This window comes from Ruegeria sp. YTSA226, assembly GCF_059609905.1.
Genome location: NZ_JBXWMQ010000002.1, coordinates 159,469 through 182,862, shown reverse-complemented (window position 1 = coordinate 182,862; position 23,394 = coordinate 159,469). Strand labels below are relative to the sequence as shown.

Genomic DNA, 23,394 nt, shown 5'->3' with positions numbered 1-23,394 from the left:
ACCTGAACCATGCACGACATCCGCGCCATACGCGAAAACCCAGCCGCTTTCGACGCCGCCCTAGCGCGCCGTGGGGACGCGCCGGTGTCGTCGGACCTGTTGCGCCTGGACGAAAGCCGCCGTGCCAAGATTCTGGCCGCCGAAACCGCTCAGGCGGAGCAAAACAAGGCGTCCAAAGAGGTTGGTGCGGCCAAGGGTCGTGGCGATGAGGTCGAGTTCGAGCGCCTGCGCGCGCTGGTCGCCGAGAAAAAGGCCGAGATCGCCCAGATGCAGACCGAGGCCAAGGATCTGGACGCCCTTCTGACCGATCAACTGATCCGCATCGCCAACCTGCCCGCCGAAGATGTGCCCGAAGGCGTGGATGAAAACGACAATGTCGAAGTCAACCGCTGGGGCACTCCGCCCACACTGGATTTTGCGCCCAAAGAGCATTTTGAGATCGAAGCCGTCCAGACCGGTATGGATTTTGAGACCGCCGCGAAACTGTCCGGCTCGCGTTTTGTGCTGCTGTCCGGTGGCGTAGCCCGCATTCACCGCGCATTGGCGCAGTTCATGCTGGACACACATATCAACGAAAACGAACTAACCGAGGTCAACGGCCCGGTTCTGGTTCTGTCCGAAATGATGCAGGGCACCGGGCAACTGCCGAAGTTTGGCGAGGACAGCTATCAGACCCGTGAAGGCTGGTGGCTGATCCCGACCTCCGAAGTGTCGCTGACCAATATCGTCAATGAAACGCTGATCGACGAAAGCTATCTGCCTCGCCGCTATACCGCGCACTCCCTGTGCTTCCGGTCCGAGGCTGGCAGCGCTGGCAGAGACACCCGTGGGATGCTGCGACAGCACCAGTTCGAAAAGGTCGAGATGGTCTCAATCACCCATCCGGATAAATCGGATAAGGAACAAAAGCGCATGTTACGCTGCGCCGAAGGTATTCTGGAAAAACTGGGCATCCCCTATCGCACCGTGATCCTGTGTACGGGCGACATGGGCTTTGGCGCGCGCCGTACCTATGACATCGAGGCATGGTTGCCCGGACAGGATACCTATCGCGAGATCAGCTCGGTCTCGACTTGTGGTGATTTTCAGGCCCGCCGCATGAACGCGCGGTTCCGCCCCGAAGCGGGTGGCAAACCGGAATATGTCCATACACTGAACGGCTCCGGCCTGGCTGTCGGTCGTTGCTTGATCGCCGTGCTGGAAAATGGTCAGAACGCCGATGGTACTGTGACCTTGCCCAAGGTTCTGGCCCCCTATCTTGGCGGTAAACTGACCTTGCAGCGGGACGGCACGCTGGCATAAGAAAACCGGCGCTAACCAACTGCGCCGGTCCTGAGAAAATCAAAAGGTGGAGGAGGTCTACTTCTTCGCCTTTTTCTTATCTTTTTTCTTACTCTTCTTCTTGCCCACTTTCTCTTTGGCGTCCTGTTTTTTTTGATCTTTTTTCTTGTCGTCCTTTTTGGACTTTTTATCCTTTTTGGCTTTGGCTTTCACCTTGTCCTTTGCCTTTGAGAATGCGGCCTCCATTTCCAGCAGCTTTTTAGCAGCTTTCTCAGCCTTGGCTTTTGCCTTGGCCTTTTTTCGCGCTTTGGCTTCAGCAGCGGCTTTCTCTTCAGCAGCCTTCTGGGCGGTTTCCTCAGCCCGCTTCCGGGAGGCAGCAGTAACGCCCTTCCGAGCAGCTGGGCGCTTGGTTGCTGCGCGCGCAGTCGTGGTTTTGGCTGAAACGGCTGCTTTCGCCGCCGCAATAAGAACCGGTGCCCGTGCCACACCAATGCGGGGAACTTTGACGAGCTCTGCGGGTTTCGCGCTCGCAAGGTCTTCTGCGGTCTTGAAGCCATTGGCAATCAACGCTTGCCCAAGCGCCTCGCCTACACCCTTTACATCGGTCACTGCGGTCATCAGAGTTCCTTTCCTTCTCACATCGGGCCGGAATACCGGCTAGCTGCTACGGGCCAGCCCCCGGGATTGATCCTTAGGAGGGAAAGGTACAAGCCGTTTGGTGTCCTCATCCCAAAGTTTCAGATTCAAAGCCGCTACCGCCTCGGGGAATTTGATCCGGCGCGGCGAATACTCGGACGGGAGGTTATAGTGGCATTCCCGCAGCCGGTAAGAGGGGATGCGCGCGTTGAAGTGGTGTATATCGTGCAATGTGATGCAGGCCACCGCATTATCAAACCACCAGCCGAAATCCAGCGCCGACGACCCCTGCAGCGCAGCCAATTTCGGATCCAGATCTGGGCGACGGTCCCAGTATGTGTCTTCGAAATTATGCTGAAGATAGACTAGGAAAACTCCCAGCATCCCGCCAAGGAAGGAAAAGGCCACCCAAACCAATATACCGGTCGCACCGGCGATCAGATACAGCAGGCCCAGGAAAATCAGGATCGACAGGTTGTGCAGCAGCACGCCTTTGACGCCGAACCGCACCGTATTCTTGGGCCAGCGGTAGCGAATGAAATAAGTAAACAGTGCTCCGACCGGTACTAGGACAAACGGGTTGCGGTATAGGCGATAATACAGCCGCGACCACCAGTTCGCCGCATTCCATTCCCTCACGGTCATGGTATGAATTTCGCCGGTCTCACGATGTTCCAGATTGCCGATGCCGGAGTGATGCAGGTTGTGATTTTGCTTCATCACTTCGAATGGAGCGAAAGTGAACGGGGACAGCCCATGCCCTGCCCATTCATTCTGTGCACGCGTTTCAAATAGCGAATGATGGCCGCAATCGTGCTGCAGCACGTAAAGGCGAACAGAGGAAAACGCGAAAACCACCCCGGCAGGCATCATGACATACCAGCGGTCCACATAGATGATGGCTAATGCCAACGATGAGAAATAAACCGCGAAAGTCCCAAAGTAGCTGATCGCGGCCAATCCATTGTCCTGAACCGCGTATTGACGTGTGTATTCTCTCAAATCCATTCCGTCGGCTCCCCACAATGGCCCGTTGCAATGTGATTCTAAAAACGAGTGCGGTCTTCCCGCAAACAAGCGACACGCTTGGAAACAAAAGCGCGCCAGCGAATGCTAGCGCGCCATCAAAGGGCTGTCACGCCCCGAGATGAAAAATGCAACAGATTGGCGCAGTTACGCGCGTCCCTTCAAATGTTTGGCCAAGGCACCTGCGTTTTTCTTACGCCGTCCCTTGTAAGGGTTCTTGTCTCCCTGTCCGCGCAAGGTCAGTCGGATGGGGGTCCCGGGCATATCGAAACTCTCACGCAGGCCGTTGACCAGATAACGGTTATAGCTTTCAGGCATCTTGTCGGGGTGCGAACACATAACCACGAATCCAGGGGGGCGGGTTTTGGCCTGTGTCATATACCGCAGCTTGATCCGGCGACCCTGCGGCGCTGGCGGCGGGTGCTGTTCCAGCATTGCGATCAACCAACGGTTCAAAGCAGCAGTCGGCACACGCCGGTTCCAGATATCATGGGCGCGTAGGATAGCAGCACGCAGGCGCTCAAGCCCCCGCCCTGTTTTGGCGGAAACCGTGACCAGTGGAGCGCCGCGCAACTGCGGCAGAAGACGTTCGAACGATTCTTTCAGATCGCGCAGTTTTTCCTGCTTGTCCTCTTCGATATCCCATTTGTTAATGGCGACAACGACGGCTCGGCCCTCGCGTTCGGCCAGATCCGCGATGCGCAGATCCTGCTGTTCAAACGGAATCGCCGCATCCAGCAACACCACCACAACCTCGGCAAATTTTACTGCACGCAAACCATCCGATACAGAAAGCTTCTCAAGTTTTTCCTGTACCTTGGCTTTTTTGCGCATCCCCGCCGTATCGAAGATCCGCATCGGCGTGCTTTCACCCTCGGGGTCGGCCCAGTCGATCCGCAGGCTGATTGCATCGCGTGTGATCCCGGCCTCGGGTCCGGTCAACAAGCGATCTTCGCCAACGATCTTGTTGATCAGGGTGGATTTTCCGGCATTCGGGCGACCAACAACGGCAACTTGCAACGGCTTGGCGTCGGTGATCAACGGGGTTACGGCTTCGCCGTCTTCATCAAGCTCGATATCAGTTACGGGCGCTTCTTCGATCGCTTTTTCCGCAGCAGCATCCGCCAGAGGCATCAGATGTGCGTAAAGATCGGTCATCCCCTCGCCATGTTCACCCGACAGGCGGACCGGCTCGCCCAGACCCAGATTATAAGCTTCGAGCACACCGGCATCAGCCGCCGAGCCTTCAGCTTTGTTGGCAGCAAGGATCACGTGTTTCGATCGTTTGCGCAGAATCTCGGCAAACATCTCATCTGTGGGCGTCAACCCCACACGCGCGTCGATCATGAACAGGCACACATCAGCCATGTCCACGGCGCGCTCGGTCAGGCGTCGCATCCGGCCTTCAAGGCTGTCGTCTGTCGCATCCTCAAGACCCGCCGTATCAATAACGGTAAAGCGCAGATCGCCCAGACGCGCTTCGCCTTCGCGCAAATCGCGCGTAACACCTGGCTGGTCGTCGACCAATGCCAGTCGTTTGCCGACGAGGCGGTTGAACAAAGTGGATTTGCCCACATTGGGGCGCCCCACGATAGCGAGGGTCAGGGACATGTTACTCAACTTTCAAGACTCAGACGCGCCCTTTAGCGCATCTTGTCGTCAACGGAAAGCGTGCAGTTCACCTTTGGTCGAAACGACGTACAAGGTTTGCCCGGCAACAACTGGCGCCGTAGTGGCACCGCCGGGAACCTCGACGCGGTGAACCAGCGTGCCGTCGAGCGGGTTATAGAACCTTAGATAACCATCGTTCGATGCAACAACGATACGCCCACCAGCCATGATCGGCCCGTAATGCGCATAGATTGCGCCACGCCGACCGGGCTTGTCCTTGACGAATCCAGGCAAGTCCTGCGCCCACACAATCGAGCCATCCGAGGCATCCAGACGCACCAACTGACTGCGATCACTAATCAGGAAGATGCTGTTTCCAGCCGGCCAAACCGTATCAACGGCGCCTTCATCCGCGGTCCACCTCCGCTCACCCGAAGTGGAATCGAATGCCACGGTGCGGCCTGAATGGTTGCCGATATAGATGGTATCGCCGACCACCATCGGGCCGCCTGTTACGTCAACGATCTGCGCTGCGGCGCGCCCTCGACGCCCACCAGCAACCGACGCGTTCCAGCGGCGAATACCACCTCTGCGGAACGTTGCAGCTATATCGCCCGAGCCAAATGCAAACACCGAGAAATCCGAGGCAATCACCGGCGCAGGCGCGCCCAATACATTGCCAACGCTTGGGGTGCCCTGAACCTGCCAGAGGATGCGCCCATCTTTTGTATCAATCGTCCATCCGATTTCATCTCCGGCGACAAGATACAGCAGGCCATCATTGATCAGAGGTGAGCCGCTGCCCGTAGCATTCAGGCGCTTTTGCCAACGAATGGCACCGGATTTGCCATCCAGAGCGGTCAGGCGACCAAAACCAGAAGACACATAAAGAACGCCATTAGCATAGGCCAATCCACCGCCGGTTGCATCTGAATCTCCGTCGGTGCCAGGGATTAGATCTGTACTCCAGGCAACCTGCCCCTGCGGTGAGACCGCTGAAACGGTCGCTCCGGAATCCAGCGTGTAGACCAAACCACCTGCAACGACCGGCTCGGCCGTGATGCGCTGCTTGCGCGAATCTCCATCACCGATCGACGTTGACCACAGTTTCTGTGGAGTATTACGCAAAGAGGCATTTGTCGTCCGATACGCAGCGGTTCCCGGGCTTTGTGACCAGTTGGCATTGGCCGTCTGGGCAGGAAGGCTGATCGGCTTGGCTCCCTGGGTCTCAACCGTTTCATTGTCGGATGTTGGTCGGATGTCCTCACGAGCTCCGGGCAGGATGACCTCGGGCTCCTGACAAGCCGCCAGCAATGTCAGGGAAACAACCGCGACCGGCAACCCAATACGGGGGAAGAGACTAATCACCATGATACTCCGAACTTGCCTGTCATTTATTTTCTACCGGTTCAGCTTTGCCGTGCGACCAGCGGTTCCGGTTCACCACCCAGCGCAACAATCAACTGTGTTGCGCGTTGCTGCAGATCTACGCCGATTTCAGCGTCCTGCCGCATTGCCTGCAAACGGGAAATGGCGGCATCGACTTGACCTTCGGACACTTCGATCAGTGCCAGTTGCTCCTCTGCCAGCAACCGCAATGGGGCTCCCGGCACGGCCAGCGCTTCGAATTGCTGACGCCGGTCTGCTACCGGCATTGTCTCGCTTTGCAGCAGCAAAGCCTTGAAGGTCGCGATGGCCCGGTAAATTTCAGGCAGATCACCCTGAACCGCAATGGCGTTCAGACTCTCAACAGCGCCCTGCCCGGACTCGATTTCGGTCTGCGAGGCAGAAAGCAGCATCTTAACAATCGCATCTCCACCGGGTGTTGGTGCAGGTACCAAGGCAAGATCATCGGCACGATCGGCGGACTCATTCTGTGCCATAGCGGCCAGAATCGCATCTCCCAGATCCTGTGCCTGACTGGTTGCGCGCGCCTTGCGCAGTTCGTTGAACGCGGCACCACCAACGATCAGAACAACCGCCACTACGCCAACCCAACCCCAACGGCGCAAAAGCAAGAACAGACGGTCGCGGCGCACCTCTTCGGTCACCTCATCAATGAAACTGTCGACGTCGCTCATCCCTGCTCCCCGGGCTTGTGTTCTGTGATATTGGGCAATGTCATACCCCGCTGCCATTGCCAAGCCAAGGGTCCGATTTCATACAATTCCCCCACCTGCGGATACCCTTGCAGAAAAAAGTGAACCGAACTATTCAGTTTAGTGTGGAAAAGATGAGGCCCCGCCCCCATTTCTAAGCATGCGCGCCGAGGGACAGTCGGCAAAGAATTCTGGGAGAGACCCTGTATGCGTTTGATTTCATTCGTAAACGCCTTTTTGGTGATTGTTGCCTTATTCTATTTGGTATTCGAAAGGGATGCATTATTAGCATTCGCCGGCCGCGAAGATTCAAACCCGGGCACTACGTCCGAGGCAGAATCTTCTGAAATTCCCGCAGAGGATCGGCACGTAATCCGTGTAGTTGCACAGCGCTCTGTCGCCCGCGAAGTAGACAGTGCAGTGACTCTGCGTGGACAAACCAGAGCAAACCGCGAGGTCGAAGTTCTGGCCGAAACGACGTCAACTGTCGTATCAGAACCCAAGCGCAAGGGCAGTTTTGTCGAAGCCGGTGATTTGTTATGTGAGCTGGATCCAGGCACCCGTCCGGCAAGCCTGGCCGAAGCAACAGCCGCCAAGCTTGAAGCCAAAAGCCGGGTGCCCGAAGCCGAAGCGCGTCTGCTGGAGGCACATGCGCGCGTAGCCGAAGCCGAAATCAACTTGAAAGCCGCACGAAAGCTATCAGAGACCGGTTTTGGGTCGGAAACCCGCAGGATTTCCAGCGAGGCAGAAATGAGTACAGCCCAGGCTGGTATCAAAAGCGCCGAAGCCGGGCTGGAAGCAACACGCGCCGGTATTGAAGCGGCATCAGCCGAAGTCGAGGCCGCCGAACGTGAAATCGAACGCCAGACGATCGAAGCCCCATTCAAGGGTCTGTTAGAAAGTGACACAGCTGAGCTTGGAAGCCTTATGCAACCAGGGTCGCTGTGTGCGACTGTGATCCAGTTGGACCCAATCAAGTTGGTCGGGTTTGTTCCCGAGGCAGATGTGAACCGGATCATCGTAGGGTCCGAGGCTTCGGCCCAGCTGATCTCGGGGCTTCAGGTCTCTGGGCGGGTCACCTTCCTTAGCCGGTCGGCCGATGAGACCACCCGGACCTTTGAGGTCGAGATTACCGTTCCTAACCCCGACCTGACAATTCGGGACGGTCAGACTGCGGACATCCGAATCTCGGCTGAAGGGACCAAGGCACATCTGCTGCCTCAGTCCGCACTGACGCTGAATAACGATGGCAAAGTTGGTGTACGGACCGTTGGAAATGGGAACATTGTGGATTTCCTGCCGGTCACTTTGTTGCGCGACACCTCCGAAGGTGTCTGGGTTGACGGGTTGCCGGAAACGGCGGACATCATCATTGTCGGGCAAGAATTCGTGACTCGCGGCGTGATGGTTGAGCCAACTTATCGGGATGCAGTGCAATGACCGGAATAGTAAGCTGGGCCGCTGGCCGAGCCCGAATGGTTCTGGCATTTATCGCGATTTCCTTGATCGTAGGTGGATACGCCTATGTTGGCCTGCCGAAAGAAGGTGAGCCGGATATCGAAATCCCTGCGCTTTTCGTCTCGGTTCAGTTCCCCGGCATTTCCGCTGAAGACTCTGAAAACCTGCTGGTCAAGCCGATGGAAACCGAGCTGGCTGATCTGGACGGTCTCAAAGAAATGACGTCGACGGCTGCCGAAGGCTATGCCGGTGTCGCGCTGGAATTCGATTTTGGATGGGACAAGACGGCGATCATGGCCGATGTCCGCGACGCCATGAACAGCGCCCAGGCCGATTTTCCTGAAGGGGCTGAGCAATATACCCTGACCGAGATCAACTTTTCTGAATTCCCGATTGTGATTGTCAATCTGACCGGGGCTGTTCCTGAAAGAACAATGGCCCGTGTCGCCAAAGATTTGCAGGATGATCTGGAAGCATTGGATTCCGTGCTTGAGGCAGGGATAGCCGGCAATCGAGACGAATTGCTAGAAGTGATCATCGACCCGCTCCGGCTGGAAGCGTATAACGTTACCGCCGCCGAGCTGATCAATGTTGTTCAGAACAACAACCAGCTGATCGCCGCTGGTGAGGTAGAAACCGATCAAGGCACCTTCTCGGTCAAGATCCCTTCGTCTTTCAAGACCGCCCAGGACGTGTATGACCTACCCGTCAAGGTCAATGGCGACCGCGTCGTGACCATGGGCGAGCTGGCGCAAATCAACTATACTTTCGAAGATCGCGAAGGCACCGCCCGCTTCAACGGCGAGGCCACCGTGGCACTGCAGGTCGTCAAACGCAAAGGCTATAACCTGATCGACACGGTCGACGAGGTCAAAGCCTCTATCGCAGCGGCCCAATCCAAATGGCCAGCCGAGATGCAGGCGGCGATCAAACTGGGCACCTCGAACGACCAGAGCCGGATCGTAGGGTCGATGGTCAGCCAGCTTGAGGGTTCGGTTCTAACCGCTATTGCGCTGGTTATGATTGTCATTCTGGCCTCGCTTGGGACCCGTGCCGCCCTGCTGGTGGGTTTTGCGATTCCAACCTCATTCCTGCTGTGCTTTGCATTCCTTGCGGTGATGGGGGTCAGCATTTCGAACATCGTCATGTTCGGTTTGATTCTTGCGGTCGGAATGCTGGTCGACGGGGCCATCGTGGTGGTTGAATATGCCGACAAGCGGATCAACGAGGGCGTGGGTCCCATGCATGCCTATGTCGAAGCTGCACAACGGATGTTCTGGCCGATCGTATCCTCGACAGCTACGACATTATGCGCCTTCTTGCCTATGCTCTTTTGGCCCGGTGTTCCGGGCGAATTCATGGGGATGCTGCCAGTTACGCTGATATTCGTTTTGTCGGCGTCGTTAATCGTTGCACTGATCTACCTGCCCGTGATGGGCGGCGTTTCCGGCCGCCTGAGCCGCGTGTTTGACCGGTCGTCGAACTGGCTGAGGGCGCGAACAGCCTGGTGGGTTCGGGCAGCGATGGTTCCCCCGTCGTTATACCTGATCTTCCTGGGGGCGATGCAGACACTGAACCCGGACTACCTGGTCGATTCAGGTAGTTCGGTTCTTGGAATGATCCTGTTCATGCTAGGTGCGTTTGCCGGGTCGGTCACCCTGAGCGCGGCAAAAATCGAACGCGCCCCGGTTGAGCATGTGCAGACCAGCCGCGAACACACACGCTTTGGGCATGTGGTGAAATTCCTTGTGGGCAACCCGATCATGCCGATTGTATCAATTGTGGTGATTGGCCTTGCTGTAGCTTCAGTTATGACCGTATTTGGGAAAAACAACCGCGGTGTTGAATTCTTCGTTGAAAGCGAACCAGAGCAGGCCACGGCCTATGTCCGTGCGCGCGGCAATATCTCTTTGGCCGAAAAGGACCAGATGGTACTCGCCGCAGAAGAGATTATCAGTGCGCACCCGGCTGTTATCAACGTCTTTGCATTCGCTGGTGAAGGTGGTTTGGACACCGGTGGACCCGGTGGCCAATCCCCGGCTGATACCGTTGGTCAGGTTCAGTTCGAAATCATCCCTTGGGAAGACAGACCGAACGTCTCGGAACCGATTTTCGGAGGATTGTTGGACCGGCACACAGTGGCGCCAGACTATGACGGCGACTATGTTCTGGAAGAGTTGAACAGGGAGCTTGCGCAGCTACCGGGGATCATCGTTGAGACCTTGCCGCTTGAGCAAGGGCCAGGCTCTTCCAAACCTGTCCATCTGCGGATCAAGGCCGATGGCTGGCAAGAGCTGACATCAGCCACTTTGGCCGCACGTGAAGCATTCGACGCCACCCCGGGCCTTATTAAGATCGAGGACACGCTGCCCCTGCCCGGTATCGATTGGCAGATTGACGTTGATGTCGCCAAAGCAGGCCGGTTTGGCGCAGACGTTGCCACCGTCGGTGCGATGGTACAGCTTGTTACGCGTGGCCTTTTGCTGGGCGAAATGCGCCCGGACAATGTGGATGATGAAATCGAAATCCGTGTTCGCCTGCCTGATCAGGATCGTGTCTTGTCAACGCTTGACACGCTCAAGGTCCGCACGGTCGATGGTTTGGTGCCACTGTCCAACTTTGTCTCGCGCAAACCAGTCGCCAAACTGGCCGAAATCAACCGTGTCGATCAAGAACGTTATTTTGACGTGAAAGCGGATGTTGAGCCCGGCCTGAGCAATGTTGTGGTCACAGGACCGGATGGGGCCGATCAAAGATTGGCAGTGGTGCGTGAACTCGCAGAGGATGAAAGCCCCACAGCTACCGCATTGGCATTTCCCGATGGGACTCAGTTCGAACTGATAATGCTGACCGAGGCAGAAAGCACCGATGATTTGCGCACGCTGATCGAATCCGGTGACGCGCGCACCAGTCTGATTAACCCGAACGAACGGATTGTTGTGTTGACTGAATGGCTGGAAACCGATCCTTTTGGCAGTTCCGTCAGCTGGACATGGACAGGTGATCAGGAGGATCAGGCCGAATCCGGGGCGTTTCTTGTGAATGCCTTTATGGGCGCGTTGGGGCTAATGTTCGTTATTCTGCTCGCGCAGTTCAACTCGTTCTACAATTCGATCCTGGTTCTGCTGGCCGTGGTACTGTCCACAACAGGTGTTCTGATCGGTATGATGGTGATGCAACAGCCCTTCTCGATCATCATGACAGGAACGGGTATTGTGGCTCTGGCGGGGATCGTGGTGAACAACAACATTGTTCTGATCGACACCTATCAGGAATATAGCCAGTACATGCCAAGGATCGAGGCGATCATACGCACCGCCGAGGCACGCATTCGTCCGGTTCTGTTGACCACACTCACCACGATGGCTGGCCTTACCCCGATGATGTTCGGGCTGTCGCTGGACTTTATCAACGGCGGGTATTCGATCAACAGCCCCACAGCGCTGTGGTGGAAACAGCTGGCAACCGCAGTTGTCTTTGGCCTTGGTATCGCGACGGTACTGACGCTGATCGTGACGCCTTCGCTTTTGGCTATGCGGGTCTGGGTGACAACCTATGCCATCTGGTTGGGTAAGATTTTGGCTCGTGCTACAGCGGGAAAATCCAGCCAGGTGGCGCTGGATATGGCCATCGGTAAAGCCGCGATGAATGCTCAGGCAACCGAAATGGTCTGGGATGATGAGCTGCGTACCGACGATCCGAGCGCTGACAGTTCTGGGAAAGAACCGACCGGTTCACCGCTGAAAGCAGCCGAATAAAGAGCAACAGGGTTGGGCAATCCAGCCCTGTTTTACTCGCGCGTCCAAGTTTGATGCGCACAAATGTGATGTTCACACCCTTTGACCATCAGAGTGTCACCCTTCAGCGTCATCTGCGGAACTGCATCAACATCCACTAACGGTACCCAGAATTCACCCCCGCCATATTTGCCACCGCCTTGGCTGCCGACATCCCAGAACAGTTTCTTTCCGATATTCGGCGTCTGTACTGCTTTTCCGCTGGCGTCATATGCAGATAAAATCTGACCACAGAACTTGTCACCGCAGGCTGTAATTTTGATGTCAGAGACGAGGTTCTTCCGGTCCGGCTCGGTCTTCCAAATTCCGATGATGGGGTCTCCAAGCGCATAGACCGGTGTAAGTGTGGCAATTGCCGCTATGGCTGGCACAATGAACTTGCGGAAATATTTATGCATAACAATACCTCAGATGCGTGATCTGTAGTGTAACATAGTTTGGGCCGCCTATCAGGCCGCCTGCATATCCGATTGCTGGCGATTCCAAAGCTGGGCATAACGCCCCTCACGTTTCAGCAATTCATCATGCGTGCCTTGCTCCAGGATTTTGCCACGCTCTAGCACTACAATACTGTCTGCCTCGGCGATTGTGCTCAGGCGATGGGCAATCGTCAGAACCGTACGCCCCTCGCCCGCATGGGCCAAAGCATCCTTGATGTCTTGTTCGGTATCTGTGTCCAGCGCCGATGTCGCCTCGTCCAGCAAAAGGATTGGCGGGTTTTTCAGCAGCGTTCTGGCAATACCGACCCGCTGCTTTTCCCCACCCGACAGCTTTAGCCCGCGCTCACCGACTGTGGTGTCATAGCCTTCGGGCAACGTGACTATGAAATCGTGGATCTGGGCAGCCCGGGCGGCGGCTTCGACATCTTCCTGCGTGGCCCCGTCGCGTCCATAGGCAATGTTATAGCGAATGGTATCGTTAAACAGCACGGTATCCTGCGGCACCACTCCGATTGCCGCGTGCAGGCTGGTCTGCGTGACGTCGCGCACATCCTGCCCATCAATTTTCAGCGCACCCCCGGTGACATCGTAGAACCGGAACAGCAACCGACCGATGGTGGATTTACCCGACCCCGTCGCACCCACAATCGCTACGGTTTGGCCCGCAGGAATGGTTAGGGAAACACCTTTGAGAATTTCCCGCTCAGCATCATATCCGAATTGTACATCATGCAAGGTAACCTCACCCCCTGTTACATCCAGATCCGGTGCATCGGTCTTGTCGACCACTTCGGCGGGTTGTTCCAACAGGTCAAACATCTGGCCCATATCGACCAGAGATTGGCGGATTTCCCGATACACCGTACCCAAAAAATTCAGCGGTACGGTAATCTGGATCATATAGGCGTTGACCATAACGAAATCGCCCACGGTCAGCGTCCCGGCCTGCACCCCAATGGCTGCCAAGACCATTACACCGATCAATCCGCAGGTGATCAGAAAGGACTGCCCGAAATTTAGAAACGCCAGAGAATACGCCGTCTTGAGAGCCGCCCCCGCATAGGCTTTCATTGACACATCATACCGTTCAGCTTCACGCGTTTCGGCATTGAAATACTTGACGGTTTCAAAATTCAGCAGGCTGTCGATGGCGCGCTGGTTCGCCTCGGTATCCTGATCATTCATCTCGCGGCGCAGTTTCACGCGCCACTCGGTCACCGCAAATGTGAACCAGATATACAGCGCGATCGTTGCCGCGACGACCACCAGATACCAGACATCAAACAGCCACATCAGAATGATCGCAACAAGCAGCAGTTCAAGGATCAAAGGCCCGATGGAAAACAGCAGGAAACGCAAGAGGAACTCGACCCCTTTTACGCCGCGCTCGATAATACGGCTCAGACCGCCCGTGCGCCGCGTCACGTGATAGCGCATCGACAACTGGTGGATATGCTGGAAAGTTTCCAATGCCAGTGCGCGCAATGCCCGCTGCCCGACAGGAGCAAAGGCCGCATCCCGCAACTGCTGCAAACCAACAGTCATCATGCGCGCGACACCATATGCCACCGTCAACCCAACAGCACCCAGCGCTACGGGGGGAACGCCCTCGCCCGCCAGGCTATCAACCGCGCCTTTGTACAAAATCGGGGTGTAGACCGCGATCAACTTGGCCAGAACCAACATGCCCATAGCAATCAGAACGCGACGCTTAACCCAGGGCTCATCCTCGGGCCAGAGATAAGGAGCAACTTTCCGGATTGTACGCCAGCCAGAGCTGCGCGCGTCCAATTTTGGGATATTGTCGGAATTCATCGGGGCTACTCGTCTCTTCACGTACCGGAACTGCGGTCAGAGAGTGCCCCTGACCCCGGAAGGTCAGAGGTACAGGATTATTCCGGAATGGTGAATACCTGCCCCGGATAGATCAGATCCGGGTCGCGGATCGCGCCTCGGTTGGCCTCGAACAGTTTGACATACAAGACACCATCGCCAAATCGTTCCCGAGAGATAGCCCAAAGCGTATCACCCTTTTGTACTGTAACCGAACGGATGGCCGGTGTTTCCTGAGAGGGTGCAGGCCCATCGTCCACTTCGGCCACGCTCAGAACTTCTAGAGGCTCACGCTTGAACGGGGTTTCCAGACGGCTTTTAACCGTGCCGTCCGAGGCAACCTCATCCACACGCAACGTATACACACCGGGATCAATGCCTTCGATCTCGCTGCGCCATTTTCCATCATCCGTGGGCTGCATATCAGCGACCAGTTGGTTGTCCAGGTACACGCGTACCGCGGAACCATCAGCCACGCGGCCGGTCAGCTCGACCTCACCCGTGTCTGAATACCCGATCGTATCCAACGCGACCTGATCAGGTTCGGTGCTCTGAGGCGTCGCAGGTTGGACAAGCTCGACCCCGTCTTCCCCCGATCGCAGGATCGCAACCTGTTGTCCTTGCGTGGAATCTGCCGTTTCTTCAGAAGATGTGTCGCCGGTTTGAGCGACCTGCCCCGCCTCGGTTTCATCGCCGCCTGCGGATTCGTCGGCTAGGGTGGTTTCCGCCGTATCAACCGATGCGACCTCTGGTTCAGGTTCGGGCAAAGCCGCAATCAGATAGTCATCAGAGCGTACAGGTTGATCGACCCCATCGGTTTCCAGCGTCAGACCGCGTGCGGCGGTGGAAAACGGAATGGACACGAATTCTGCAAACTGGCCACTGTCATCGACGGTAAAGCTGTGCAGTGTTTCACCATCCAGCAACACTCGCACCTCAACACCGGGCTCTGCGTTACCGGACAGAACCGCATTCCCATCAGGCTCGACGAAGATCTGGTCAAGGGCCGGAGGTGCAACTTCGGCAACATCCGCAACCGGTTCAGCAGTTTCGTCCGCCCCTTCTGTCGACGCCTCGGCTTCTATCGTATCCGTATCCGTATCGTCGGTCTGCGGGGCATCCCCTGTGTCAGAGGCAACAGAGGTGTTCTCTGACGCATCCTCCGCCACATCTGCTTGAGGCGCTGGGTCCAGAGGTGTGCGATCAAACGCGCCGGAAAAATACGCGCCGCCTGCGCCTAACAGAACCAGCAAACCGGCGATCACCCCCCAGGTGAAAGATCCGGAGCCTTCGCTTCCCGAATTGGAATCCATACTCTTCCTTTCACTCCGCAGCGCAAATGCCTTATCTACAACGCATTCTGCCTGACGGTTGAGCCAATCTATCAATACCGCTATCACGGGTCAAAAGCCCAGATACAACCCCGGAGAAGCCTCTCAATGTCTCAGAAATCTGTCTGTGTGTATTGCGGGTCACGCAATGGCGCCCAAACCAGCTATTCCGACGCAGCCCGCTCCTTTGGTCAGCTTCTGGCGCAGGAGGGCTGGCGACTGGTCTATGGCGCGGGCGATGTGGGTCTGATGGGCGAGGTCGCGCGTGCGGCCCAAGCCGCCGGAGGGGACACGTTCGGCGTAATTCCCGTTCACCTGTTAAAGCGCGAGGTCGGCAAGACCGACTTGACCCGTTTCGTGATTACCGAAACGATGCACGAGCGGAAAAAGGTCATGATCATGAACGCCGATGCCGTGGTCGTCCTGCCGGGTGGTCCGGGTTCACTGGACGAATTGTTCGAAGCCCTGACATGGCGGCAGTTGGGTCTGCACGACAAGCCCATTCTGGTCATGAATGTTGATGGATATTGGGATGCCCTGCATGATCTTGTGCAGCAGGTCATCGGCCAGGGATTTGCGGACACATCTCTGGCCGATTTCATAACGTGGGTCGACAGCCCGGAAACGGCGATGTCGACCCTGAGGGCGATGCTGGTCCCGCATAAGGGCTAGTCGGGCAGTATGGTCCGTCCGCAGATCGCCGGATACTCAACTGGCTGGTTTTAGACGGCTGATCAGAACCTGTTCCACTTTGTTCAGCGGGTGGTTGGTCAGGGTCTTATCAACCTCGGCCACCACTTTCCTTAAGACTTCGCTGTGCAGGCGGCGACGCAGAAGGCCCAAAACATGGGGGCTGGCGACCAAAACCAGGCGTTTATATGCCCCCTTCAGACCTTTGCGATTCAACAGATTAGCCACATCCTGCACGAACAAAGACTTGGCCTGCGATTTCCACTTGGGTTCTTCGACCGCTGATTTCTGATTTGGGCCATTGTCCGAGCGCCGCCCCGCCCGATCAGAGGGCCTAGCGTTTGGGACATCGCTTTCTTCGACCGAGACAACCACCAGATTGGGGTCTTCGGCATCCGTGATATTCTCCATGAACAGCGCCTTCTCCCCGTCGGCGATGACAATCCATGTTCCCTGCGTTAATGCGACCATTGTGATCTCCTGATTTGGTTTTTCTGAGACCATCCCTCATCTTTCAGGCACGGCTAACCATTTGCGCAGCTTTGTTTTTCGCCGCGCCGCCTGTGTTTTTTGCAAGTGATTTGCGGCTCTCTCCTCCGCTCCCTTTAAGGTAGGCACTGCGCGCCATCTTACAATCCGGCCGGGCACCGAAACTGCCGCTATAGGCGGGTTTTCACCGGTCAGGAGAACAGTTCGATGACCGTAATTTCGGGCGTTACACCAAAACGCACGGGCAGGATCGAACATCCGATACCCCCGGACACGACCAGATCACGATTGCCTTCGCGCACGTGACCATAGGCATAGCGATTGCCGAATTTCGAGGGCACCACCGGCGACCAGCCAAACAGCCGTACCTGCCCTCCATGAGTATGACCTGACAGGGTCAGGGCCACGCGATCAGGAACTTTGGGGAAGATATCCGGTTCATGCGCCATCATCACCACCGGGGCATCATCCGTGATCTGCCCAAGCGTCGCAGGCAGGTCATCCAGCCCTTGGTATCGACCATTGCCCGTATAAATCGCCAACTGATCTTCGAGGCCTGCAAGCCAAATCCCGGCACCATCCAGTTTGAAGGCCTCGTTTGAAAGCACCCGGATACCATTCCGTCTCAGCGCATCGCCGTACAGATTCGGCCCGCCCCTGCGCTTTTGGGCTGACCGGTCATCCCACCAATCGTGATTTCCCAGAACCGCATAGACACCATGCTTTGCCTGCAACCCGGACAACACCGGCGCCAGATCGGCAATTTTAACCGGTTGTAAATTTATCCTGTGCCCGGCGGCATAGTCACCCAACAGCAGGATAAGGTCAGGTGACAGAGCGTTTGTGCGCCGAACGATCTGCTGGACTCTTTTCAACCCCACATAGGGCTCACCAACATGCAGATCAGCCAGCACCGCGATCCGCAGCGGCGGTGCGGTCCAGTCCGCGCGCCGGATCCGCCACTTACGAACACGCAGGCGCAGCGCGGGTTCGATGAAGAAACCATACGTGGCAGCAAAAAGGCCTGCCAGCATCACTGCCAGCAGGCCCTTTATGAACCCTCTACGGGTCACTGGATCACATCCGCGAAGCGACGTTTTCCCAGTTCACCAGATTGTCGAGGAAGTTCGACAGGTACACCGGACGCTTGTTGCGGAAGTCGATGTAATAGGAATGCTCCCACACGTCGCAACCCAACAGAGCAGTCTGACCAAAGCACAGCGGGTTCACGCCGTTTTCGGTCTTGGTCACGGCCAGCGAACCGTCCGCATTCTTGACCAGCCACGCCCAGCCCGAGCCGAACTGACCGGCACCAGCTGCGCTGAACTGCGACTTGAACTCGTCAACCGAGCCAAAGCATTCGACCAGCGCCTTTTCCAGCTCGCCAGGCATGGCGTTGTCGCCGGGGCCCATCATCTCCCAGAACTGGTTGTGGTTCCAAAGCTGACTGATGTTGTTGAAGATGCCGTTTTGCGCGACGGCATTTGCGTCGTAGGTGCCGGTGATGATCTCTTCCAGCGACTTGCCGTCCCACTCGGTACCGGCGATCAGCTTGTTGCCGTTGTCGACATAGGCCTTGTGGTGCAGGTCGTGGTGAAATTCCAATGTTTCGGCGGACATGCCCTTGGCTGCCAGCGCGTCGTGTGCATAAGGAAGATCAGGAAGTTCAAAAGCCATCTCGGCCCCCTGTTGAAAATGAATGTTGCGGTTTCCAAAGGTTAAATGCTTTGGCAAGTGCCGCAGGTCAAGGGCAGAGATCATAAAACCCGGAGGTCCGCGATGCTAACTCAGGCGCGCAAGATGTTTTACCGCGCCCGCGGATACTATGCGGGCAGCCTGAATGGCGAGCCTTTCCGGCTGGATCCCTACCACTCGAAGTTCTGGCGCAAGGCCTCGGCCGGCGCGTGGGAGCCCGAGACTTTTGCCGTGCTGGATAGATATCTAACGCCGGACAGCGACTATCTGGACATCGGGGCATGGATCGGCCCAACGGTGCTGTACGGTGCCCGCAAAGCCCGCCACGTCTGGTGTTTCGAACCAGACCCCACCGCGTTTCGGCATCTAGCGTGGAATCTGGACCTGAACGACATTCGCAATGTTTCGGCATTTGGCGTCGCATTGTCGGATCAATTCGGCGTGGCCCGTATGGCATCCGTTCGCGGTGAACCCGGGGATTCCACCAGTTCACTGTTGCATGACGGGGTGCATGGGACAGATGCATTGACCATCGAGTGGGATCAGTTCGAGGCCGTAAATGACCTGTCCCGTGTCTCCTTGGTCAAGATGGATATCGAAGGGGCGGAATTTGCGGTTCTGCCGAGCCTTTTGCCCTTTCTGAAAAAGCATCGCCCGGCCCTGTATATTTCGCTCCACTCGCCCCTTCTGGCCGAGGAAGACCGGCTTATACGGACATCTCAACTCTTAGAAAGCCTTGCCTTCTACACTGAAATTCAAGACGAAAACGGGCACCCACTAAAGGTCGAAGAATTGCTGCAACCTCAAGAGTTGAAGCGGTATCGCGCCGTTGTGTTGCGTGAATAGAATGTGCAGAATTTTTTTCGTGCATTAGTTGCATATGCGCTTGAAACTCTCGCGTTGTTTGGTGTCTTCCCTTCTGGATAGACCGATTAAACGAGGAACCATGAAATATCTTTTCTTAGCATCCATTTTTACCGTTTTTGCACAGGCAGCGGCGGCGGAAACAATTACTTACGATTGTGCCGTTCGCGACCGCGACGGAACCGGGTGGGTCGCGCCCCGCTATATCTTTGTTATTGATAAGGACGGCGTTAGTGCGCAAACAGCCAGCGGGCACAACGAAATGCAGTCCGCTAAGCTGAAAATTGATAGAAAGAAGCGTTACAAGCTGGATTGGCGCGTTGAGTTGACAGAGTTTGGCGGCCAAAAAGTCCGGGTAAATTACACGGCCCGCATTGACCCTTCTGACAACACCGTGAAACTGAGAGGCAACTGGGTGAATGCCAACTTTGTCAACAAGCCTTCAGGGCAAGGCAAATGCAAAGTGATCGATGGTTAAGCTTCGGTTAAACCGCAAAAGCCCCGGAAAATCCGGGGCTTTTTTTCCTAGCTTCGGAACCTAATAAACCCCGACCTCACTGCCCGGCTGCGCTGCGACCTTCAACAGTTTGAACACGTAGTCTGCGGTTGACCGGAAGCAGACGACGCGGAGAGTTTCGGCGTCATCCAGCCAGAACGCACCGGCAACCTGCGCCAAGCGCGAGCGGCGGATTTGGCCGGGTTGGAAGGCGTCAGCCGACAGATCTACCGGGGCCAGTTTGCCCAGAACTTCGCGAGCGTTCGAGCCCGAGATGCTGAACACCGCGCGGGCATCCGAGACGTTGACCGCCAGGGCATGCACACCGCTTAGCGCGTTGGTCATCGCGGCCAGTTTGGCCTCGACCTCGGCATATGGGACAAGCACAAGCAATTCGTCGGTGGACATCCAGCAAACACCGCTGTCTCCGTCGACAAATGCCTCGCGCTGGCCGGGTACTTTCTGGCCGGTGGCGTCTTTGACGGCCTTCACCAGAACCTTGTCGGACAGGTCGCCGCGCAGGGTGATCATGCCCTGCAGGCCGCATTCTTCAACCTTGGCGATGCCCTCATAGCTGGCGTGGTTCAGTGCGCTGATGGGTTCAGACATTCTGCTTCTCCCCGTCCTTGTCGAAGAAGATCGGATCCACGATCTTTGCTTTGTAGGATTTGCCATCGGTGCCCGGGAACTCGACAATCTCGCCCATGCGGTCAGGACCATGCTTGATCAAGCCCATGGCGATGCCTTTGCCCAGATTGGCCGAATAATAGGTTGAGGTCACACGACCGATCATGTTGCGCTGACCGTTGGCGTTGACGCCCTCTCCCACTGCGTAAGCCCCATCCGGGATGACAGAACCATCCACAGTCTCAAGACCCACCAGTTTCCAACGCTCGGGATCGGCCATATGGCTGCGCAAATGGGCACGTTTGCCGAGGTAATCCTCTTTCTTTTTCGACAGCGCCCAATGCAGCCCCAGATCCTGCGGGATCACGGTTCCATCGGTTTCGTCGCCGATCATGATAAAGCCCTTCTCGGCCCGCAGTATGTGCAGACATTCAGTGCCATAGGGCATCACGCCGAATTCCTTGCCTGCATCCATCAGCGCATTCCAGAAGGCCTGCCCTTGGGATGCAGGGACGGCGATCTCGTACGACAGCTCACCCGAGAACGAGATGCGATAAGCCCGGCAATCAAAGTCGCCGATCTTGCCATCGCGCCACTCCATGAAGGGCAACGCCTCTTTCGACACATCCATGCCGCCGAGCTTTTCAAGCACCTTGCGGGCGTTGGGGCCAACAACGGCGACCTGCGCATATTGCTCGGTCACGTTGGCAACATAGACTTTCCAGTCCCACCATTCGGTTTGCAGCCATTCTTCCATGTGACCGTGGATACGTTCGGCCCCGCCGGTCGTGGTGTGGCACAACCATGTGTCTTCGTCGATCCTGGCAACAACACCGTCGTCGATCAGAAAGCCATTCTCGGAACACATCAGGCCATAGCGGCATTTGCCGACCTTCAGAGTAGACATCATGTTGGTGTACATCATGTCCAGGAACTTGCCTGCGTCCGGCCCTTTGACGATCAGCTTGCCCAAGGTCGAGGCATCCAGCAGGCCGAGGTTCTCGCGGGTATTTTTCACCTCACGGTTCACGGCGTCATGCACGGATTCACCCGGACGAACATAGGCATAAGTCCGGCGCCAGTGGCCGACCGGCTCCCAATCGGCGCCGTTCTTGTCGTGCCAGTTGTGCATCGGGGTTTGACGGATTGGCTGGAACACCTCACCACGTGCCTCACCGCCGATAGATGCCATTGAAATTGGGGTGTAAGGCGGGCGGAACGTTGTTGTTCCAACCTTCGGGATTTCGGAGTCCAACGCATCAGCTAGGATCGCCAATCCGTTGATGTTACTCAGTTTACCCTGATCGGTTGCCATGCCCAGAGTGGTGTAACGCTTGGTATGTTCAACGCTCTCATACCCCTCACGCGCGGCAAGTTGCACGTCCGAAACTTTGACGTCGTTTTGGAAGTCCAGCCAGGACTTCATCCGCAGTTGAATATCCGCGTTCGCAGGCATCAACCAGACCGCAGCCATAGGTGCCTCGGACGTAGCTTCCCCGACAGGCGCTTTGGTGCGTTTGGTTTTGAATCCAGCCGCTTTGGCTGCGGCCTTACCGGCTGCATCGGCATCGGCCAGCACATCGCCCAGCGCCATCGGGCCATTCGATGCCCCGGCGGCTACGACGAACCCTTCGCCATCGGCCCCAAGCGGGGGTCGCGCAGGATCCGGCCGGAAATGCGCATTGGCATCGTCCCAGATCAGCTTGCCGTCGCAGTGCGACCACATATGCACGACCGGAGACCAACCGCCCGACATCGCAACAGCGTCGCATTCGACCTCTTCACGGGCGCCACCGATGCCGTCCTGATTGCAGATGGCAACTTTCTTGACGCGTTTGCCGCCTTTGACTTTGGCAATGGCCTTGCCCACATCGACGCGGATACCCAGTTGGCGCGCCTCTTCAGCCAGAGGGCCGGAGGTAGCCCTTGCGTCAACCACACGCAAGATATCGACACCGGCATGTTTCAAGGTGATCGCAGTCCGGTAGGCGTCGTCATTATTGGTGGCCACAATCACCTTTTCACCGGGTGTCACACCCCAGTTCACGACATAATCCCGCATGGCCGAGGCCAGCATGACACCCGGCACATCATTACCCGCAAAAGACAACGGACGCTCAATCGCACCGGTAGCAGTCACGACCTGTTTCGCCCGAATACGCCAGAGACGATGGCGCGGGCCCTGTGCACCAGGCTTGTGGTCTGTCAGGCGTTCATAGCCCAGCACATAGCCATGGTCATAGACCCCTGCACCCATGCAGCGGTTGCGCAAGATGACGTTGCCCATTGTTTCAAGTTCGGAAACAATTTGTTCCACAAACTTATCCACAGGCTCATCATTGATTGTGCCGCCATCAACTGGGGCACGGCCACCCCAATGCGCGGTCTGCTCAATCAACATGACCTTTGCACCGGACTGAGCGGCCACTTTGGCAGCCTGCAAACCGGCCACGCCGCCACCGATCACCAACACATCGACGAAGTTGTAGAAATGCTCATAGGTATCCGCATCACGGCTGTCCTTGTCGGGGGCTTTGCCCAGACCGGCAGATTGGCGGATGAACGGCTCGTAGACATGTTTCCAGAACGGCTTGGGATGAATGAACATCTTGTAATAGAAGCCAGCCGGCAAGAACCGCGACAGGTGCGTATTGATCGCACCGATATCAAATTCCAGGTTCGGCCAGTGGTTCTGAGAGATCGAGGTCAGACCGTTGAACAGCTCGGTCGTGGTGGCGCGCTGGTTCGGCTCGAACCGATTGCCCTGCCCCAGACCGACCAGAGCGTTGGGTTCTTCCGCACCACTGGCGACAACACCACGTGGGCGGTGATACTTGAACGACCGGCCCATCATCATCTGATCATTAGCCAGCAAGGCCGAGGCAAGCGTGTCGCCTTCGTAGCCCTGCATCGAAGTGCCGTTGAAGGAGAATGTGACCTGTTTCGACCGATCAATCAGCCGGCCTTGATTTGCGAGACGGGTGCTCATGATGCGGACCTTTCGCAGGCGGAATTACGGGT

At 56.7% G+C, this 23,394-nt stretch carries 19 protein-coding genes; 6 read left to right on the top strand and 13 right to left on the bottom strand.

Features of this window, described 5'->3' with window-relative positions:
• Positions 1 to 9 precede the first annotated feature (9 nt).
• The gene (gene serS / locus AC2FFF_RS03515; protein WP_281971895.1) at positions 10 to 1,302 is read left to right on the top strand and encodes a serine--tRNA ligase; all 1,293 of its coding nucleotides are present in this window, start codon (positions 10 to 12) and stop codon (positions 1,300 to 1,302) included.
• Between the two features lie 57 nt (positions 1,303 to 1,359).
• On the opposite strand, the gene AC2FFF_RS03510 is transcribed toward serS, so the two are convergent.
• From AC2FFF_RS03510 to AC2FFF_RS03490, 5 genes are all read right to left on the bottom strand, one after another.
• On the bottom strand, positions 1,360 to 1,899 hold the full coding sequence (locus tag AC2FFF_RS03510) for a helix-hairpin-helix domain-containing protein (RefSeq protein WP_281971894.1): 540 nt from the start codon (positions 1,897 to 1,899) through the stop codon (positions 1,360 to 1,362).
• A 39-nt stretch (positions 1,900 to 1,938) separates the two neighbouring features.
• Positions 1,939 to 2,925, bottom strand: a complete 987-nt coding sequence (locus AC2FFF_RS03505; protein ID WP_281971893.1) for a fatty acid desaturase — start codon at positions 2,923 to 2,925, stop codon at positions 1,939 to 1,941.
• 165 nt (positions 2,926 to 3,090) lie between these two features.
• On the bottom strand, positions 3,091 to 4,554 hold the full coding sequence (gene der / locus AC2FFF_RS03500; RefSeq protein ID WP_142633070.1) for a ribosome biogenesis GTPase Der: 1,464 nt from the start codon (positions 4,552 to 4,554) through the stop codon (positions 3,091 to 3,093).
• 48 nt (positions 4,555 to 4,602) lie between these two features.
• Positions 4,603 to 5,925, bottom strand: coding sequence for a PQQ-like beta-propeller repeat protein (locus tag AC2FFF_RS03495; protein ID WP_271947724.1), 1,323 nt, complete (start codon positions 5,923 to 5,925; stop codon positions 4,603 to 4,605).
• Between the two features lie 38 nt (positions 5,926 to 5,963).
• The gene (locus tag AC2FFF_RS03490; protein WP_142633066.1) at positions 5,964 to 6,635 is read right to left on the bottom strand and encodes a hypothetical protein; all 672 of its coding nucleotides are present in this window, start codon (positions 6,633 to 6,635) and stop codon (positions 5,964 to 5,966) included.
• A 225-nt stretch (positions 6,636 to 6,860) separates the two neighbouring features.
• Between AC2FFF_RS03490 and AC2FFF_RS03485 the strand changes: the two genes are divergently transcribed.
• Both AC2FFF_RS03485 and AC2FFF_RS03480 read left to right on the top strand, forming a co-directional pair.
• A complete protein-coding gene (locus AC2FFF_RS03485; RefSeq protein WP_281971892.1) occupies positions 6,861 to 8,093 on the top strand; it encodes an efflux RND transporter periplasmic adaptor subunit in 1,233 nt (410 codons plus the stop codon).
• Entirely contained in the window at positions 8,090 to 11,869 is a 3,780-nt protein-coding gene (locus AC2FFF_RS03480) for an efflux RND transporter permease subunit (RefSeq protein WP_281971891.1), read from the top strand. Before AC2FFF_RS03485 ends, AC2FFF_RS03480 begins: the two co-directional genes overlap by 4 nt.
• Before the next feature lie 32 nt (positions 11,870 to 11,901).
• Here the strand turns inward: AC2FFF_RS03480 and AC2FFF_RS03475 are convergent, their stop codons facing one another.
• The 3 genes from AC2FFF_RS03475 to AC2FFF_RS03465 form a co-directional block, all read right to left on the bottom strand.
• Positions 11,902 to 12,306, bottom strand: coding sequence for a DUF2147 domain-containing protein (locus tag AC2FFF_RS03475; protein WP_142633060.1), 405 nt, complete (start codon positions 12,304 to 12,306; stop codon positions 11,902 to 11,904).
• Positions 12,307 to 12,357: 51 nt separating this feature from the next.
• Positions 12,358 to 14,163: an ABCB family ABC transporter ATP-binding protein/permease gene (locus tag AC2FFF_RS03470; protein WP_142633058.1), complete on the bottom strand. Its 1,806-nt coding sequence runs from the start codon at positions 14,161 to 14,163 to the stop codon at positions 12,358 to 12,360.
• Positions 14,164 to 14,240: 77 nt separating this feature from the next.
• Positions 14,241 to 15,494 carry a LysM peptidoglycan-binding domain-containing protein gene (locus AC2FFF_RS03465; RefSeq protein WP_281971890.1) on the bottom strand — a complete coding sequence of 418 codons (1,254 nt, stop codon included), beginning with the start codon at positions 15,492 to 15,494 and terminating at the stop codon, positions 14,241 to 14,243.
• Between the two features lie 126 nt (positions 15,495 to 15,620).
• Between AC2FFF_RS03465 and AC2FFF_RS03460 the strand changes: the two genes are divergently transcribed.
• On the top strand, positions 15,621 to 16,184 hold the full coding sequence (locus AC2FFF_RS03460; protein WP_142633054.1) for an LOG family protein: 564 nt from the start codon (positions 15,621 to 15,623) through the stop codon (positions 16,182 to 16,184).
• A gap of 36 nt (positions 16,185 to 16,220) precedes the next feature.
• Here AC2FFF_RS03460 and AC2FFF_RS03455 read toward each other — a convergent pair whose 3' ends face one another.
• The 3 genes from AC2FFF_RS03455 to AC2FFF_RS03445 form a co-directional block, all read right to left on the bottom strand.
• Complete coding sequence (locus AC2FFF_RS03455; protein WP_142633052.1) at positions 16,221 to 16,673, bottom strand: host attachment family protein; 453 nt, start codon at positions 16,671 to 16,673, stop codon at positions 16,221 to 16,223.
• A 209-nt stretch (positions 16,674 to 16,882) separates the two neighbouring features.
• Positions 16,883 to 17,764: a metallophosphoesterase gene (locus AC2FFF_RS03450; RefSeq protein ID WP_246097120.1), complete on the bottom strand. Its 882-nt coding sequence runs from the start codon at positions 17,762 to 17,764 to the stop codon at positions 16,883 to 16,885.
• Positions 17,765 to 17,768: 4 nt separating this feature from the next.
• Positions 17,769 to 18,368, bottom strand: a complete 600-nt coding sequence (locus AC2FFF_RS03445; protein WP_142633050.1) for a superoxide dismutase — start codon at positions 18,366 to 18,368, stop codon at positions 17,769 to 17,771.
• A 102-nt stretch (positions 18,369 to 18,470) separates the two neighbouring features.
• Here AC2FFF_RS03445 and AC2FFF_RS03440 point away from each other — a divergent pair, with 102 nt between their 5' ends.
• Entirely contained in the window at positions 18,471 to 19,232 is a 762-nt protein-coding gene (locus tag AC2FFF_RS03440) for an FkbM family methyltransferase (protein ID WP_281971889.1), read from the top strand.
• Between the two features lie 100 nt (positions 19,233 to 19,332).
• Positions 19,333 to 19,728 (top strand): hypothetical protein, encoded by a 396-nt coding sequence (locus AC2FFF_RS03435; protein ID WP_142633046.1) that lies wholly within the window; start codon positions 19,333 to 19,335, stop codon positions 19,726 to 19,728.
• A 60-nt stretch (positions 19,729 to 19,788) separates the two neighbouring features.
• Here AC2FFF_RS03435 and AC2FFF_RS03430 read toward each other — a convergent pair whose 3' ends face one another.
• Positions 19,789 to 20,355 carry a sarcosine oxidase subunit gamma gene (locus tag AC2FFF_RS03430; protein ID WP_281971888.1) on the bottom strand — a complete coding sequence of 189 codons (567 nt, stop codon included), beginning with the start codon at positions 20,353 to 20,355 and terminating at the stop codon, positions 19,789 to 19,791.
• Positions 20,348 to 23,362, bottom strand: coding sequence for a sarcosine oxidase subunit alpha family protein (locus AC2FFF_RS03425; protein WP_281971887.1), 3,015 nt, complete (start codon positions 23,360 to 23,362; stop codon positions 20,348 to 20,350). The genes AC2FFF_RS03430 and AC2FFF_RS03425 overlap by 8 nt, the downstream gene beginning before the upstream one ends.
• Positions 23,363 to 23,394 lie beyond the last annotated feature (32 nt).

What these genes read in the sequence shown, in the direction of transcription:
- serS (WP_281971895.1), top strand. Translation starts at nt 10, where the DNA reads ATGCACGACATCCGCGCCATACGCGAAAACCCAGCCGCTTTCGACGCC.
- AC2FFF_RS03510 (WP_281971894.1), bottom strand. Translation starts at nt 1,899, where the DNA reads ATGACCGCAGTGACCGATGTAAAGGGTGTAGGCGAGGCGCTTGGGCAA.
- AC2FFF_RS03505 (WP_281971893.1), bottom strand. Translation starts at nt 2,925, where the DNA reads ATGGATTTGAGAGAATACACACGTCAATACGCGGTTCAGGACAATGGA.
- der (WP_142633070.1), bottom strand. Translation starts at nt 4,554, where the DNA reads ATGTCCCTGACCCTCGCTATCGTGGGGCGCCCCAATGTGGGCAAATCC.
- AC2FFF_RS03495 (WP_271947724.1), bottom strand. Translation starts at nt 5,925, where the DNA reads ATGGTGATTAGTCTCTTCCCCCGTATTGGGTTGCCGGTCGCGGTTGTT.
- AC2FFF_RS03490 (WP_142633066.1), bottom strand. Translation starts at nt 6,635, where the DNA reads ATGAGCGACGTCGACAGTTTCATTGATGAGGTGACCGAAGAGGTGCGC.
- AC2FFF_RS03485 (WP_281971892.1), top strand. Translation starts at nt 6,861, where the DNA reads ATGCGTTTGATTTCATTCGTAAACGCCTTTTTGGTGATTGTTGCCTTA.
- AC2FFF_RS03480 (WP_281971891.1), top strand. Translation starts at nt 8,090, where the DNA reads ATGACCGGAATAGTAAGCTGGGCCGCTGGCCGAGCCCGAATGGTTCTG.
- AC2FFF_RS03475 (WP_142633060.1), bottom strand. Translation starts at nt 12,306, where the DNA reads ATGCATAAATATTTCCGCAAGTTCATTGTGCCAGCCATAGCGGCAATT.
- AC2FFF_RS03470 (WP_142633058.1), bottom strand. Translation starts at nt 14,163, where the DNA reads ATGAATTCCGACAATATCCCAAAATTGGACGCGCGCAGCTCTGGCTGG.
- AC2FFF_RS03465 (WP_281971890.1), bottom strand. Translation starts at nt 15,494, where the DNA reads ATGGATTCCAATTCGGGAAGCGAAGGCTCCGGATCTTTCACCTGGGGG.
- AC2FFF_RS03460 (WP_142633054.1), top strand. Translation starts at nt 15,621, where the DNA reads ATGTCTCAGAAATCTGTCTGTGTGTATTGCGGGTCACGCAATGGCGCC.
- AC2FFF_RS03455 (WP_142633052.1), bottom strand. Translation starts at nt 16,673, where the DNA reads ATGGTCGCATTAACGCAGGGAACATGGATTGTCATCGCCGACGGGGAG.
- AC2FFF_RS03445 (WP_142633050.1), bottom strand. Translation starts at nt 18,368, where the DNA reads ATGGCTTTTGAACTTCCTGATCTTCCTTATGCACACGACGCGCTGGCA.
- AC2FFF_RS03440 (WP_281971889.1), top strand. Translation starts at nt 18,471, where the DNA reads ATGCTAACTCAGGCGCGCAAGATGTTTTACCGCGCCCGCGGATACTAT.
- AC2FFF_RS03435 (WP_142633046.1), top strand. Translation starts at nt 19,333, where the DNA reads ATGAAATATCTTTTCTTAGCATCCATTTTTACCGTTTTTGCACAGGCA.
- AC2FFF_RS03430 (WP_281971888.1), bottom strand. Translation starts at nt 20,355, where the DNA reads ATGTCTGAACCCATCAGCGCACTGAACCACGCCAGCTATGAGGGCATC.
- AC2FFF_RS03425 (WP_281971887.1), bottom strand. Translation starts at nt 23,362, where the DNA reads ATGAGCACCCGTCTCGCAAATCAAGGCCGGCTGATTGATCGGTCGAAA.